Here is a 14485-nt window from a genome sequence, read left to right as displayed (position 1 = left end):
GGCGACCTGCCCGGCCCACCCCCCGTTCAAGGGGGCGAGGGCCGCGAATGCCATATGGGCGGCCCCGGTCCCGTTCAACCCACCCTGGGGAAACCCATCAGGTGGCAAGCGGGCGGGGCCGCCGTGTTACCGAGGGGAGAGTGACCACCCGATGCCGTGGAACAACAGCGGCGGCCCGAATCCCTGGGGATCGCCCGGCGGCGGCAACAACCGCCCGCAGGGTCCCTGGGGAAGCCCGCCGCCGAATGGTGGGAACAATGGCGGCCTCGGGGGCCGTGGGCCGGACTTGGACGATGCAATACGCCAGGCGCAGGATGCGGTCCGGCGCTGGATGCCGCGCCGCTTCCCCGGCGGGAGCGGTGCCTCCGGCGGCAAGGGCATTGCCATCCTCGCCGTGCTGGCCCTGGCCGCCTGGGGAGCCTCCGGCATCTATCGGGTGCAGCCGGACGAGCAGGGCATCGTCATGCGCTTCGGCGCCTATAACCGCTGGACCGGGCCGGGCCTGAACTACCGGATCCCCTGGCCGGTGGAGAGCGTCACCACGCCCCGCGTCACGCGAATCAACCGCGTGGATGTCGGCTTCCGCAGCGCCGTGGATTCCGGCGCCGTCGCCCAGCGCCCCACCCCCAGCCGCGACGTGCTGGAGGAGAGCATGATGCTGACCGGGGACGAGAACATCATCGACATCGACTTTGCCGTGTTCTGGCGCATCCGTAACGCCGGCGAGTACCTGTTCAACACGCGCAACCCCGAGATCACCGTGAAGTCCGCTGCCGAGAGCATGATGCGCGAGGTGATCGGCCGCACCCCGATCCAGCCCGCGCTGACCGAGGCGCGCGCGCAGATCGAGCAGCAGGTCCGCCAGGGCACCCAGGCCATCCTCGACCAGTACGGCGCCGGGGTGGAGATCACCCAGATCCAGCTGCAGAAGGTCGATCCGCCCCAGGCCGTGATCGAGGCCTTCCGCGACGTGCAGCGCGCCGCCGCCGACCGCGAGCGCGCCCGCAACGAGGCCGAGGCCTACCGCAACGACATCATCCCCCGCGCCCGCGGTGAGGCGGAGCGGATGGTGCAGGAGGCCCAGGGCCAGAAGGACAGTCAGATCGCCCGCGCCAAGGGCGAGGCGCAGCGCTTCATCTCCGTCCTCTCCTCCTACCAGGCGTCGCAGGACGTCACGATGCGCCGCATCTACCTGGAGACGATGGAGGAGATCCTCCGCAAGAACCCGAAGATCATCGTGGATGACCGCCTCCAGGGCCTCGTGCCCCTGCTGAACCTCGACGCCGGGCGCGCCCAGCCGCCCGCACGCGGTGCCGCGCCGCCGCAGCCGCCCCGGGCGACCAGCGCCGCGCCTGCCACCACGCAGGGGGCCGCCCGATGAACCGCCTCACCATCGCCCTCGTGGCGGCCGTGGTGGTGGTGATCACCGCCGCCTCCAGCCTCTTCACCGTGCACCAGACCCAGCAGGTGCTGATCACGCAGTTCGGCGAGCCGCGCCGCGTGATCCAGACCCCGGGCCTGCACGTGAAGGTGCCGTTCATCCAGAGCGTGATCGCGCTCGACCGCCGCCTGCTGGACTACGAGGCGCCGGGCGAGGAGCTGATCCTGGGCGACCAGCGCCGCCTGATCGTGGACAGCTTCACGCGCTACCGCATCACCGACCCGCTGCTGTTCTTCCAGACGGTGGGCGTGCAGGAGAACGGGATCCGGGGCCGCCTGGCCTCGATCGTCTCCTCGTCGCTGCGCCGTGTGCTCGGCAGCGAGTCCCTGCTCAACGTCCTCTCGGCCGGGCGCCTGCGGATCATGAACGAGATCCGGGACCAGGTGAACCGCGAGGCCAAGAGCTTCGGGATCGAGGTGGCCGACGTGCGGATCCGCCGCGCCGACCTGCCGGAGGAGAACACCCAGGCTATCCTGTCCCGCATGCAGTCCGAGCGCGAGCGCGTGGCGCGCGAGGCGCGCGCGGAAGGCGAGGAGCAGCGCGCCCGCATCCGCGCGCTTGCCGATCGCGACCGGACCGTGCTGCTGGCCGAGGCCACCGCCCAGGCCGATATCCTGCGGGGCCAGGGCGAGCAGGAGAGCATCCGCACCTTCGCGGACGCCTTCCAGCGCGACCCGGAGTTCTTCAACTTCTGGCGGAGCATGCAGGCCTATCGCGAGGCCTTTGCCGAGGGGGGGGAGACCCGCCTCCTCCTCTCCCCGGACAATGAGTTCTTCCGCTTCTTCCGGGAGCTGCCGGGCACCCAGCGCTGATCGGCTCTGGAACCCTGATCGAACGGCCCGTCCCCACCCTGGGGGCGGGCCGTTCCGCGTTTCGCCCTTGCTCTGCACCCAGAGGTGATCGGTCCGGTCGCCCTTTGTAACAGGCAGGCCCTTCCGCCCGGCGGGGAATGGTCCAATCTGCGATCGAGACGCTTCCCGGCCCCTTCCGGCCGCCGGGCGCCGCGTCCCGATGCCATGAAGACCGAAGGGACACTGCCAGTGCGCCTCCGCACCCCCATCGCCGCCACCCTCGCCCTCATCGGGGCGATGGCGGCGGTGCCCATGACGCCCGTTCTCGCGCAAGTGCCGATGCAGAACGCGCCGACCTCCTTCCGCCCGCTGGCCCAGCAGCTCCTGCCCGCCGTGGTCAGCGTGCAGGTCTCCACCAGCCCGGCCGCCCGCAACGCCCAGCGCCCTGACGCGCCGGACGCCCCGCAGGCGCCCCCCGGCAGCCCCTTCGAGGAGTTCTTCCGCGACTTCCTGGAGCGCAACCGCCCGCCCGGCGGCGGCGGACAGGGCGGCCCCCGCCAGCAGCCGCAGCGCCGCGGCCAGTCCCTCGGCTCCGGCTTCATTATCGACGCCGAGAAGAAGTTCGTGGTCACCAACAACCACGTCGTGGACGGCGGCACCGAGATCAACGTGGTGCTGAGCGATAACACCACCATTCAGGCCGAGCTGGTCGGCACCGACCCGCGCACGGACATCGCGCTGCTCCGCCTCAAGACCGACCGCCAGCTCACCGCCGTGCAGTTCGGCAACTCCGACGAGGCGCAGGTGGGCGACTGGGTGCTGGCCATCGGCAACCCCTTCGGCCTCGCCTCCTCTGTCTCGGCCGGCATCGTCTCCGCCCGGTCGCGCGACATCCGCCAGGGCCTCTACGACGACTTCATCCAGACGGACGCCGCCATCAACCGCGGCAACTCCGGTGGCCCGCTCTTCGACATGCAGGGCAAGGTGGTCGGCATCAACACCGCCATCTACTCGCCCTCCGGCGGCTCGATCGGCATCGGCTTCGCCATCCCCTCGAACCTCGCGCGCGGCATCGTCGCCCAGCTCGAGGATGGCGGGCGCGTGCGCCGTGGCTGGCTGGGCGTGAACATCCAGCAGGTCACGGACGAGATCGGCGACAGCCTTGGGCTCAAGCCCGCCCGCGGCGCCCTCGTCGCCCGCGCGCAGGAGGACGGGCCGGCCGCGAAGGGTGGCATCCGCAACGGTGACGTGATCCTGCGCTTCAACAACCAGGAAGTGCGGGAGATGCGCAACCTGCCGCGCATCGTCGCCGAGACCCGCGTGGGCACCGCCGCGCCCGTGGTGGTGTGGCGCGACGGCAAGGAGGAGACGGTCACCGTCACCATCGCCGAGCTGCCGGCCGAGGAGGCGCAGGCCCAGAACCAGTCCCGCCCCCGCAGCGAGGTGGTGGACCTGGCCGGGCTGGGCCTGAAGGTCGGCCCCATCACTGGCGAGGCGCGCGAGCGCTTCAGCCTGCGCCCCGAGCAGCGCGGCGTCCTCATCACCGAGGTGGATCCGAGCGGTGCCGCCTCCGAGCGCGACCTGCGCCCGGGCGACGTCATTGTCGAGGTGCAACAGGAGCGGGTGAACACGCCGCAGGAGGTGCAGACCCGCATCGAAGCCCTGCGCCGCCAGAACCGCGCCACCGCGCTGCTTCTGGTGGAAGGCCAGCAGGGCCAGCGCTTCGTCCCGCTGCGCATCCGTGAGGAAGGGAACCAGCGGCGTAACTAAGGCCGGGCAAGGCCAGGGGGCTCTGCCCCCTGGACCCCCACCAGGAGTTTGAGGCTCCTGGACCTGCGTCAGGCTGCCGCAGGACTGACCTGAAGCGGGGGCTCTCTACACCAGGGCTAAGTCTTGCCCTTGCAGTCGCCTCGGGTCACCGGCCCGAGGCGAACCACCAGCAAGATCATTCCACCGATTAGAAAAAGATGATGGAGAGGGGGCCGGGGAGAGGAAGCATTCCTTCTTCCTCTCCCCGGGACATCCCGTCAGCCGAAAGTCAGACCCGCTCGTAGAGCAGCCGCGCGCGCACCGTACCCGGCAGGGCGCGCAGCTCCTGCAGGACCGTCTGGGCGTCGCGCAGCCCTTCCGCGTCCACCACCACGTAGCCGATCTCCGAATCGGTCTGCAGGTACTGGCCGGCGATGTTGGCGCCGTGGCGCGTGAACACCTCGTTGATGGCGGAGAGCGTGCCGGGATGGTTCCCGTGCACGTGCAGGAAGCGCGCCCCGCGCGCCCGGGCCGGCAGGACCGCCTCCGGGAAGTTGACGGCGCCGAGGGTGGAGCCCGTGTCGGAGTAGTCGGTCAGCTTGCGCCCCGTCTCCTCGCCGATGCGGGACTGCGCCTCGACCGTGCTGCCGCCGATATGCGGCGTCAGGATCACGTTCTTCAGCCCCTGGAGCGGGGAGACGAAGGGATCGTCGTTCTTCGCCGGCTCCTCGGGGAAGACGTCGATGGCCAGCCCGTGCAGGTGGCCGGATTCAACCCCGGCCTTCGCCGCATCCAGGTCCACCACGCGACCGCGGGCGTTGTTGATGAGCACGGCGGAGGGCTTCATCAGCGCGATCTCCTCCGCGCCGATCAGGTTCTGCGTCTCGTGCGTATCGGGCACGTGCAGCGTCACCACGTCCGCGCCCGCCAGGAGCGCCTTGAGCGAGGGCATGGACTGCGCGTTGCCGTGCGGCAGCTTCGGGATCGGGTCGTAGTAGGTCACGCGCATGCCGAAGGCCTCGGCCAGTACGGAGACCTGCGCGCCGATGTTGCCGTAGCCGACGATGCCGAGGGTCTTGCCCCGCACCTCCCGGCTATCGGCCGCGGACTTGTCCCAGACCCCGTTATGGGCGGCGTTGGAGCGCACGGGGATGCCCCGCAGCAGCATCACGATCTCGCCCATCACCAGCTCGGCGACGGAGCGGGTGTTGGAGAAGGGGGCGTTGAAGACCGGGATGCCCCGCCCCCGCGCGGCTGCCAGGTTCACCTGGTCGGTCCCGATGCAGAAGCAGCCCACGGCGATCAGCCGGTCCGCCGCTTCCAGCACCGCCTCCGTCACCTGGGTACGGCTGCGGATGCCCAGCAGGTGGACGCCCTTGATGGCCTCCTTCAGCGCCGCCTCGTCCAGCGCCTTCTTCTCGCGCCGGATGTTGGAGTAGCCGGCCGCGTGGAAGGTCGCCACCGCGCTGTCGGAGATCCCCTCCAGCAACAGGATGCGGATCTTGTCCTTGGCGAGGGACAGGGGGGCGTGGCCGGGCAGGGCGTCAGGCATGGTGCCGCAGGATTGCCGCATTCCCCCGCCCCGGCGCAACCGCGCTGGAAGCGGGGCAGGGCCGCCCCCCGCCTATGCCCCCGCCTGTACCCAGGTGGAACCTGCCCCTAGCCCAGCTGGCCACGGATCGCCGCGGCCATCTCCTCCGGGCTCACCCCCGGCCGGAACAGCGACTTCAGCGAGCCGTCCCTGCCCATGAGGTAGGTGAAGGCGGAGTGGTCCATCAGGTAGTCCGAGGAGCCGGGCGGCGTGACCTTGGCGTAGTAGACCCGCCAGGCCCGTGCCGCTGCCGTCACCTGCTCCTTCGTGCCGGTGAGCCCGATGATCGCGGGGTGGAAGAGGGAGACGTAGTCCTTGATCTTCGCCGGCGTGTCCCGCTCCGGGTCCACGGTGATGAAGACCGGCCGCACCTGGTCCGCCTGCGGCCCCAGGAGGTCCATCGTCTGCGCCACGGCCTGCAGCTCCGTCGGGCAGACGTCCGGGCAGAAGGTGTAGCCGAAGAAGACCAGCGCCAGCTTCCCGCGCAGGTCCGCCTCCGTCACCGTCTTCCCGTCCCCGTCCACCAGGGTGAAGGCCCCGCCCACGGAGACTCCGCCCGGCATCGCCACCCCGCCCGCGCTGGGCGCCGGCGCATTGCTCATCAGCCGGGCGAAGGTGGCCCCCATTCCTTCCCCCGGCGTCCGTGCCAGGAAGGCTGCACCCCAGACTGCACCCAGGCCGAGGATGAGAAGGAGGACGGCGATGCGAACTGCGCGGGTCATGGCCCGTCATATAGCGCATCAACCGCAACGGGGGACGGGGTACAGACGTTTATCGACCTGTCGTTCCGCCAACCCCCTCCAGAAAAGCCGGAATCCGCAGGCCAGAAAGGAATGTGAGACGATGCCCGACCGGGACCCCGCCCTCGAGACCCTGGCGGAGATCGCCAACGACAACCTGGCCGACCGGATGCGCCACGAGGCGGCCGCCCGGATCCTCGTTGCCGCGCGCCGCGTCCACGCCCTGCTCGACCGCCGCGGTGGGGAGCATCTGGTGGACCACCTCGCCACCGGCTGGGATCCCCGTGCGGTGACCGCGCTGGAATATGCGGAGACGCTGCCGGTGCGCGTGCTGGACGGGCTGCTGGGCGCCGCGCCCCGCTGGGCCCAGGCGATGCGCGACCTCGTCGAGGCCCCGCCCTCGGGCGCTGCCGCGGCCTGACCGCGGCCGGGCGCCTGCCCGTTCCGGCGGCGCCCATCAGGATTATGCGCGGCCCACTCGGCACTGCCGGGCAGGCGTCCTCTTCGCCTCCCCGGCGCTCCGGGCCAATACGATTTCAGCGCCGGCACTAAGTCCTTCTTAACCAGCCCCGACGGAAGTTCCCCGCGTCAGGAAGACGCGAGCGGAGCGAAGAATGCCCGTCGTTGCCACGGGCACGATGCCCGCCACCATTCTCGAGACCGAGGGCGCGGCCGATTGGTCCGCGACCTTCACCCTTTCGGGCGTACCCGACGTCACGGACGTCGTACTGACGGGCCGCAACGCCGCGCTCTTCAATGCCTCGCTCGACTCCCTCGGCCGGCTCGTCGTCACCCCGACCGGTGCCATCGACCGCGAGGCCTTCCCTGCCGACGCGGACCCCGTGCTGCGCTTCAGCTTCTCCGTCCTCTCCGAGGGCGTCTGGACGGCTGCGGCCCGCAGCTGGTCCGTCACCCTCCTCGGCGTGGACGACACGGCCCCATCCGGCCTGCGCTTCAGCACGGGCGGGCAGGTGCTTGAGAATGACGTGGGCGGCTTCATCGGCAGCCTCGTGGCGGACGACCCCGACAGCCCCGCCGAGAGCCTGGAATACCGTGTGCTCTGGCCGGACTCCGCCTGGTTCGAGTTCGTCGGCACCACGCTGAAGCTGAAGGACGGCGTGGACCTGCTGCGGGAAGGCGGCACCACGCGCGAGGTGATGATCGCCGTCTCCGACGGACGGAACGAGGCCGCCTTCAGCCTCGCCTTCGCCGTGGTGAACGTCACCAATCAGGACGGAAGCCTTCCGGCCTCGCCGCCTCCCGCCTCGCCGCCCGTGGTCTCTCCCCCGGTCTCGCCGCCGCCCTCGCCGCCCGTTTCGCCGCCGCCCTCGCCGCCGGTGGTCTCCCCTCCGCCCTCGCCACCGCCTTCGCCACCGATGGCTTCCCCCCCGGCCTCGCCCCCCCCTTCGCCGCCGCCCTCGCCACCGCCGCCGCCCTCGGCGGAGATCGTGGTCACGCACACCGGCAGCGCCACCGACGTGGCGGAAGGCGGGGCGAACGACACCTTCACCGTCAACCTCGCCACCAGGCCCACCGCCACGGTCACGATCACCCTCACCGTGGACAGTTCGCTGAACCTCCAGCGAAGCGTGAACGGCGCCTTCACCAAGACCGTCTCCTTCGCCATCGCGCCGGCCGACTGGGACAAGCCCCGCACGGTCATCGTCTCGGCGGTGGACAACTCTGCCTATGACGGCGCGCGCACCTCCCGTGTCTCCATCGGTGTTTCCAGCGCGGATGCCAGCTACGCCGCCCTGACCGGCCGCGGCCTGGACGTGACGATCACGGACAACGACCCGCCGCCATCCCCGCCGCCGCCGCCCCCAGTGCCGCCGAGCACGCCGCCCGGCCTCGTCCTCGTCCAGACCGGCAACGCCACCGCGGTGGCGGAGCGCGGCGCGGGGGACAGCTTCACCATCGCGCTGGCCAGCCGGCCGGTCGCGCCGGTCACCATTACCCTTTACGGCGGGGCGGACCTCCTCCTCGCGACGAGCGGAGGACCGGCCGGCTCCTCCATCACGATCACCTTCACCAGCGCGGACTGGGCCGCGGTCCGCGCCGTGATGGTCAGCGCCGTGGACGACGGCATCGTGGAAGCGACGGAGATCGCCGGGATCTCCTTCTCCCTCAGCAGTGCCGACCCCGGATATAACCGGCTGCCCGTCTCCGCCCTGCCAGTGGTGGTCATTGATGCCCCCATCTCGCCCCCGGCCTCGCCTCCCGCTTCTCCGCCCGCCTCCCCACCTCCGCTGCCGCCGGCCTCGCCGCCCGTCACCACGATCCTCGGCCCGGGGGCCAACACGGGCTCGGGCGCGATGTCCGGCTCGGGAAGCGCGGTGTTGATGCACGCCGCGAACGAAGCGACAAGCGTAACCAGCCGGGAGGACGGGGTTCTCGTCACTTGGCGAGACGGCACGAGCACGCTGCTGACGGGCGCCACCAGCATCGCCTTCTCAGACGGCCACGTCGTCTTCGACGGCACCTCGGCCGGCGCCCGCGCTCTACGCGCCTACGAAGCTATCCAGGGCTTCACGCCCTCGGCCGGGTCCTTGGCCCACACCGCGGCGCTGCTGGAGAAGGGCGTCTCCATGCTCGCCGTCACCGCCGCCCTGCTGGACACGGCGGAGTGGGCAAATCGCTCCATCTCTCTGGATATCGTGCAGAAGATCCAGCTGATCTACCAGGACACGGTCGGCTACTCGCCGCCGGCGGCGGCGCTGGGCTACCTCGTGGGCGCCGTCGGCCTCGGGGCGAGCTTGGCAGAAATCGCGGCGATGCTGATCGACACGCCGGAGGCGGCCGCCTTCACCCAGTCGCAGAACCCCGCCGGGATCTGGGTGGCGCAACAGACCCAGCGCGAGGTGGTGCGCGCCTACGACGCCGTGCTGGACCAGGCGCCCGACCCCGCCGCCCTGGCGCGCTGGTCCTACCTGCTGGATGCCGGCTACGTCTCGCTGCGGCAACTCTATGCCTACATCTCCTCCTCGGACCTCTTCGCGGCACGGACCGAAGGGACTTCCAACGCCGACTTCATCGCCATCGTCTTCGAGCAGGCCCTGGAGCGCACGCCGACCCTTGCCGAGCACAAGGGGTGGCAGTCGCTCCTCGAATCCGGCGAGATGACGCGGCTGGACGTCCTGCAGAACCTCGGAAGCCTGCAGGGCGGCATCGGCGAGGCTCCCGGGAGCGCCCATGTGGAGCAGACCGTCTACCTGACGGATCAGGCGGCCGGCGACGTGCTGATGCGCGGCCAATCCCTCTCCTACGCCGCCAATTCCGCCTCCGGCCATGCGGTGACCACGCGCAGCGCCGCCGAGCTGGCCAGGATCGAGGTGGCCCCGAATGGCATCGCATTGCACTGGCTGGACGACACGGATCTGCGCCTCGGCGGGGTGCAGGAGCTCTCCCTTGCCGATGGCCGGCTCGACGTGAGTGGCACCTCGCGGGAGGCCTTGGTGGCCCGCCTCTACACGGCAACGATTGGGCTGGACATTTCCGGCGCAGGCGCCGCCAGCTTCGCCGGCCTGCTCGATGCTGGCATCTCCCTCGACGCGATCACCTCCATGTTTCTCGGCACGGACCAGGCCCGTGCGCGCTTCGCCGGGCTGGATGCGGGAGGGCAGGTCAGCCTCCTCTACAAGGCCTTGATCGGCCATGCGCCAGCCGCGGACGCGGTCGGCTATCTCAAGGGTGTCATGCAGCTGGGGATCGGGCTCTCGGGTGTCGCGACCTGGCTTGCCGAGCTGCCAGAGGCGAGCGCGGCCTTCGTGCGCAGCCACCCCGGCGGCTTCTGGATGCCGGATACCGCGGCCGCGGCGGTGGTGCGGGCCTTCGACGCCACGCTGGACGTCACGCCCGATGCCGCCAGCCTCTTCATCTGGAAATCGGCGGTGCCGGCCCCCGGCACGCTGCACCTCCTGTACGAGACCCTGATGGGCACGGAAATGTACGCCGCCACCTATGGCGGCATGAACGACACGGAATGGGTGGCCGCCACCTACCGGGCCGCGCTGGAGCGTGATCCCACCCCCGCCGAGCTAGCCCATTCCGCCGGCCTCGTGAGCGCCGGGATCTCCCGCATCGACATGGCCATGGCAATTGGCGAGCTGCAGCCTCTGGTCGAGCCGACGCGGGTGCAGACGACGAGCAGCGTGGACCTGCTGTGAGGAGAGCGCCTCAGGGCACGGCGGAGACCTCGCGTTTCAGGCAGCGCAGCGCAAAGGCGCTGCGCGTATGCCGTACGCCGGGCAGGCGGTAGATCTTCTCCCGCAGCAGCGCTTCGTAGCCCGCCGTGCCACCCACCGCCGCCTTGATGATGTAGTCGTACTCCCCGGTGACGAGGTGGCACTCGAGGATCTCGGGGATGCCGTGCACGGCCTCCTCGAAGCGGCGCAGCGCGCTCTCGTCGTGCTTCTCCATCATCACCTCCAGGAACACCGTGTCCGGCATTCCCAGCGCCGCCTGGTCCAGCAGGGCGGCGTAGCCCTTGATCACCCCGGCTGCCTCCAGCCGCTTCACCCGCGTCCAGCAGGGGGAGGCGGAGAGCCCCACCTCCTCCGCGAGTTCCGCGTTGGAGAGGCGCCCGCGCCGGGCCAGGGCCCGGAGGATCCGGCGATCGGTCGCGTCCATGTTTCCCCCGCTTCGTAGAAGCTTCTTCTGTCCCTTCGGCGGTGCACAACGAAAAACAGGAGAGAACCGCCGGGATTTCCAGGCCATCCTCCCCCATATCTCAGAAGAGAACGAGCCCCCGCAGAGGGGCTCCGGGAGATCGTCCATGGGTAGCGTGCAACGGGCCACGATGCGTCTGGAGGATCGCTGGGAATCCAGCGAGGAGCCGGTGCTCATGACCGGCATTCAGGCCCTGGTCCGCCTCCCCCTGGAGCAGCGCGCGCTGGACCGTGCCGCCGGCCACGACACGGCCGGCTTCGTCACCGGCTACCGCGGCAGTCCGCTCGGCACCTACGACAAGGAGTTGCAGAAGCAGGCGAAGCGCCTGGCCGAGGCCGGGATCGTCTTCCAGCCCGGGCTGAACGAGGATCTCGCCGCTACCGCCGCCTGGGGCACGCAGCAGGCCAAGCTCTTCAACGACGGCACGAAGCAGGGCGTCTTCGGCATCTGGTACGGCAAGGGCCCGGGCGTGGACCGCAGCGGCGACGCGCTGCGCCACGCCAACATGGCCGGCACCGCCCCGCTCGGCGGCGTGCTGGCCCTGGCAGGCGACGACCCCTCCGCCAAATCCTCCACCGTCGCGAACGCCTCCGACCACGCCTTCATGGACCTGGAAATTCCATTCCTGGACCCGGCGGGGGTGAACGAGATCCTGGAGTTCGGCCTCAAGGGCATCGCCCTCTCGCGCTTCGCCGGCACCTGGGCCGCTATGAAGTGCGTGGCGGACACGATGGACGCCAGCGCCAGCTTCCGCATCCGCCCCTGGGCTCCCATCATCCCGGAGGGCGACTTCGAGGGCGAGGACGGCCGCCACATCCGCCTGCGCGACGTGGTGCTGGCGCAGGAGCGCCGCCTTCGCCGCACGCGCCTGCCCGCGGCGGTCGCCTTCGCCCGCGCCAACGGGCTGGACCGCGTGGTGCTGCACTCCCCGCGCGCCCGCTTCGGCATCGCGGCCCGCGGCAAGGCCTACGCCAATCTCCGGCAGGCCATGCTGGACCTCGGGATCGACGACACCGCCGCCCGCCTGCTGGGGGTCCGCATCTGGAAGGTCGGCCTCGCCTGGCCGCTCGATGCCGTCGCCGCCCGCGTTTTCGCCGAGGGCCTGGAGGAAGTCCTCGTCGTCGAAGACCGCCGATCCTTCCTTGAGGCCCAGCTCCGCGACGCTCTCTACGGCACGCCGAATGCACCTCGCATCACCGGGAAGCGCGACGAGACCGGCGCCCCGCTCCTCTCCGACCTCTCGGAGCTTGATGCCGCCGCCATCGCGCGCGCCCTGGATGCCCGCCTGCCGCGCGAGCCGCGCCCGGAAGGCATGGCCGCGCGCCTCGCCGCACTCACCGCCCTGGCGGATTCCGCGCGCGCGCCCGTCGCGCTGCGCCAGCCCTGGTTCTGCCCGGGCTGCCCGCACAACTCCTCCACGAAGGTGCCGGAAGGCTCCCGCGCCATGGCCGGCATCGGCTGCCACTACATGGTGACGTGGATGGACCGCGACACCGAAGTCTTCACCCATATGGGCGGGGAGGGGATGCCCTGGCTCGGCCAGAAGGACTTCGTGAAGACCGGGCACGTCTTCGCCAATATCGGCGACGGCACCTACTCGCATTCTGGCAGCCTCGCCATCCGCGCCGCCATCGCGGCGAAGGCGAACATCACCTACAAGATCCTCGTCAACGGCGCCGTGGCCATGACCGGCGGCCAGACGCCGGAAGCCGAGATGACCGTGCCCCGCATCGCCGCGCAGATGGCGGCGGAAGGTGCTGCGCACATCGCCGTCGTCTCCGACGATCCCGAGCGCCACCAGAACGACCCGATGATGCCCAAGGGCATCGCGTACCATCACCGCGACAGCCTGAACGCCGTGCAGAAGGACCTGCGCGAGCGGCCCGGCGTGACGATCCTGATCTACGATCAGGAATGCGCCACGGAGCGCCGCCGCCACCGCAAGCGCGGCACCGCCGCCGCGGCCACGAAGCGCGTGGTGATCAATCCGCGCGTCTGCGAGGATTGCGGCGATTGCGGCGTGCAGTCCAACTGCCTCGCCGTGCAGCCCGTCCAGACGGAATTCGGCCAGAAGCGCGCGATCGACCAGTCCGCCTGCAACCAGGACTTCTCCTGCCTGAAGGGCTTCTGCCCCTCCTTCGTCACGTTGGAGGGCGCGGAGCCCGCGGCCCACCCGCAGGCCGCCGCCATGCCGGAGAACCTGCCCGAACCCGCGCGGCCCGCCCTGCGCAGCGAGGCCTGGAACGTCGTCCTTGCCGGCATCGGCGGCCAGGGCGTCACCGCGCTCGCCGCCATCCTCGCCACCGCCGCGCATATCGATGGCCGCCCGGTCCGCAGCATGGACCAGCTCGGCCTCGCCCAGAAAGGCGGCGGCGTGCAGGCGCAGATCCGCATCGGGGCGGAAGGGGCCGCGCCCGAGACCCTCGCCGGCCCGCGCATCGGCACCGGCCAGGCCGATCTCCTCATCGCTGCCGACGCCATCGGCGCGCATGGCGCTAATGTCCGCCCGCTGCTCTCGAAGGACCGCACCGCCGCCGTGGTGAACGCGGAGATTGCCGCCACCGCCGGCTTCCTCCTCGGCACGCCGCGCGCCGACACATCGGCGGTTCTGGAAAGCCTGCGCGCCACGTCGCGCGACCTCCTCGCGCTCCCCGCCGCGCACCGCGTGGAGGAGACGCTGGGCGATGCCATCTTCCTCAACGTCTTCCTCCTCGGCACCGCGTTCCAGCGCGGCCTGCTGCCGCTCTCTCTCGCCGCGATCGAGCGCGCGCTGGAGCTGAACGGCACGGCGGTGGAGCGCAACAAGGCGGCCTTCGCCCTCGGCCGCGCCGCCGCGTTGGAGGCCCCCGCCACTGCAAAGCCGCCGGAGACGCTGGACGACCTCATCGCCCGCCGCGTCGCCGACCTCACCGCCTACCAGAACGCCGCCTATGCCCGGGACTATGCCGGCTTCGTCGCCCGCATCCGCACGGTGGACGAAGGCCTCGGCCATGCCGTCGCCGTCCAGCTTCACCGCCTGATGGCCTACAAGGACGAGTACGAGGTCGCCCGCCTCCACGCCGACACCGCCTGGCAGGCCTCGCTGGATGCGGGCTTCACCGGCACGAAGCGGAAAGTCCTGCACCTCGCCCCGCCCGTCCTATCCCGCACGGACCCGGATACCGGCCGCCCGGCCAAGCGCAGCTTCGGCCCCTGGATGATCCGCGCCATGGGCCTGCTGCGCCACTGCAAGATCCTGCGCGGCACGGCTCTGGACCCCTTCGGCCGCACGGAGGAGCGCCGCACGGAGCGCGCCCTGATCGGCGAGTTCCGCACCCGCCTTGAAGCCCTCCTCGGGAGCCACCCCCCGGCTGCCCTTCGGGAGTGGGTGGAGGCCTGGGGCGGCATCAAGGGCTTCGGCCCGATCAAGGACGCCAATATCGGCAAGACCCGCGACCGCCTTGCCGCCATCGAGACCCGCCTCGCCAAGCCGGCCCCGCTGCCGGCCATGGCGGCGGAGTAAGGG

The 14485-nt window shown here is 70.9% G+C and carries 9 protein-coding genes; 6 read left to right on the top strand and 3 right to left on the bottom strand.

Going from position 1 to position 14485, the window contains the following annotated elements; genetic code table 11:
• Nucleotides 1-331 precede the first annotated feature (331 nt).
• From hflK to NRP21_RS21895, 3 genes are all read left to right on the top strand, one after another.
• On the top strand, nucleotides 332-1381 hold the full coding sequence (gene hflK, locus NRP21_RS21905) for an FtsH protease activity modulator HflK (protein WP_308219925.1): 1050 nt from the start codon (nucleotides 332-334) through the stop codon (nucleotides 1379-1381).
• Nucleotides 1378-2253: a protease modulator HflC gene (gene hflC / locus NRP21_RS21900; RefSeq protein ID WP_257718371.1), complete on the top strand. Its 876-nt coding sequence runs from the start codon at nucleotides 1378-1380 to the stop codon at nucleotides 2251-2253. The genes hflK and hflC overlap by 4 nt, the downstream gene beginning before the upstream one ends.
• 228 nt (nucleotides 2254-2481) lie before the next feature.
• Nucleotides 2482-4002: a Do family serine endopeptidase gene (locus NRP21_RS21895; RefSeq protein ID WP_257718370.1), complete on the top strand. Its 1521-nt coding sequence runs from the start codon at nucleotides 2482-2484 to the stop codon at nucleotides 4000-4002.
• 268 nt (nucleotides 4003-4270) lie between these two features.
• On the opposite strand, the gene serA is transcribed toward NRP21_RS21895, so the two are convergent.
• Nucleotides 4271-5533 carry a phosphoglycerate dehydrogenase gene (gene serA / locus NRP21_RS21890; RefSeq protein WP_257718369.1) on the bottom strand — a complete coding sequence of 421 codons (1263 nt, stop codon included), beginning with the start codon at nucleotides 5531-5533 and terminating at the stop codon, nucleotides 4271-4273.
• A gap of 107 nt (nucleotides 5534-5640) precedes the next feature.
• Nucleotides 5641-6294 carry an SCO family protein gene (locus tag NRP21_RS21885; protein ID WP_257718368.1) on the bottom strand — a complete coding sequence of 218 codons (654 nt, stop codon included), beginning with the start codon at nucleotides 6292-6294 and terminating at the stop codon, nucleotides 5641-5643.
• A 121-nt stretch (nucleotides 6295-6415) separates the two neighbouring features.
• On the opposite strand from NRP21_RS21885, the gene NRP21_RS21880 reads away from it, so the two are divergent.
• On the top strand, nucleotides 6416-6733 hold the full coding sequence (locus tag NRP21_RS21880; RefSeq protein ID WP_257718367.1) for a hypothetical protein: 318 nt from the start codon (nucleotides 6416-6418) through the stop codon (nucleotides 6731-6733).
• Nucleotides 6734-6926: 193 nt separating this feature from the next.
• Nucleotides 6927-10478, top strand: coding sequence for a DUF4214 domain-containing protein (locus NRP21_RS21875; protein WP_257718366.1), 3552 nt, complete (start codon nucleotides 6927-6929; stop codon nucleotides 10476-10478).
• Between the two features lie 10 nt (nucleotides 10479-10488).
• On the opposite strand, the gene NRP21_RS21870 is transcribed toward NRP21_RS21875, so the two are convergent.
• The gene (locus NRP21_RS21870) at nucleotides 10489-10941 is read right to left on the bottom strand and encodes an Lrp/AsnC family transcriptional regulator (protein WP_257718365.1); all 453 of its coding nucleotides are present in this window, start codon (nucleotides 10939-10941) and stop codon (nucleotides 10489-10491) included.
• Between the two features lie 145 nt (nucleotides 10942-11086).
• Between NRP21_RS21870 and NRP21_RS21865 the strand changes: the two genes are divergently transcribed.
• Nucleotides 11087-14482, top strand: coding sequence for an indolepyruvate ferredoxin oxidoreductase family protein (locus NRP21_RS21865; protein WP_257718364.1), 3396 nt, complete (start codon nucleotides 11087-11089; stop codon nucleotides 14480-14482).
• The last annotated feature ends 3 nt before the right edge of the window (nucleotides 14483-14485 follow it).

The sequence above is a fragment of the Roseomonas populi genome, from assembly GCF_024594815.1.
GTDB classification, from domain to species: Bacteria; Pseudomonadota; Alphaproteobacteria; order Acetobacterales; family Acetobacteraceae; genus Roseomonas; species Roseomonas populi.
Note: the sequence above shows the minus strand (reverse complement) of the source record. Positions and strands in the feature narration are given on the sequence as shown.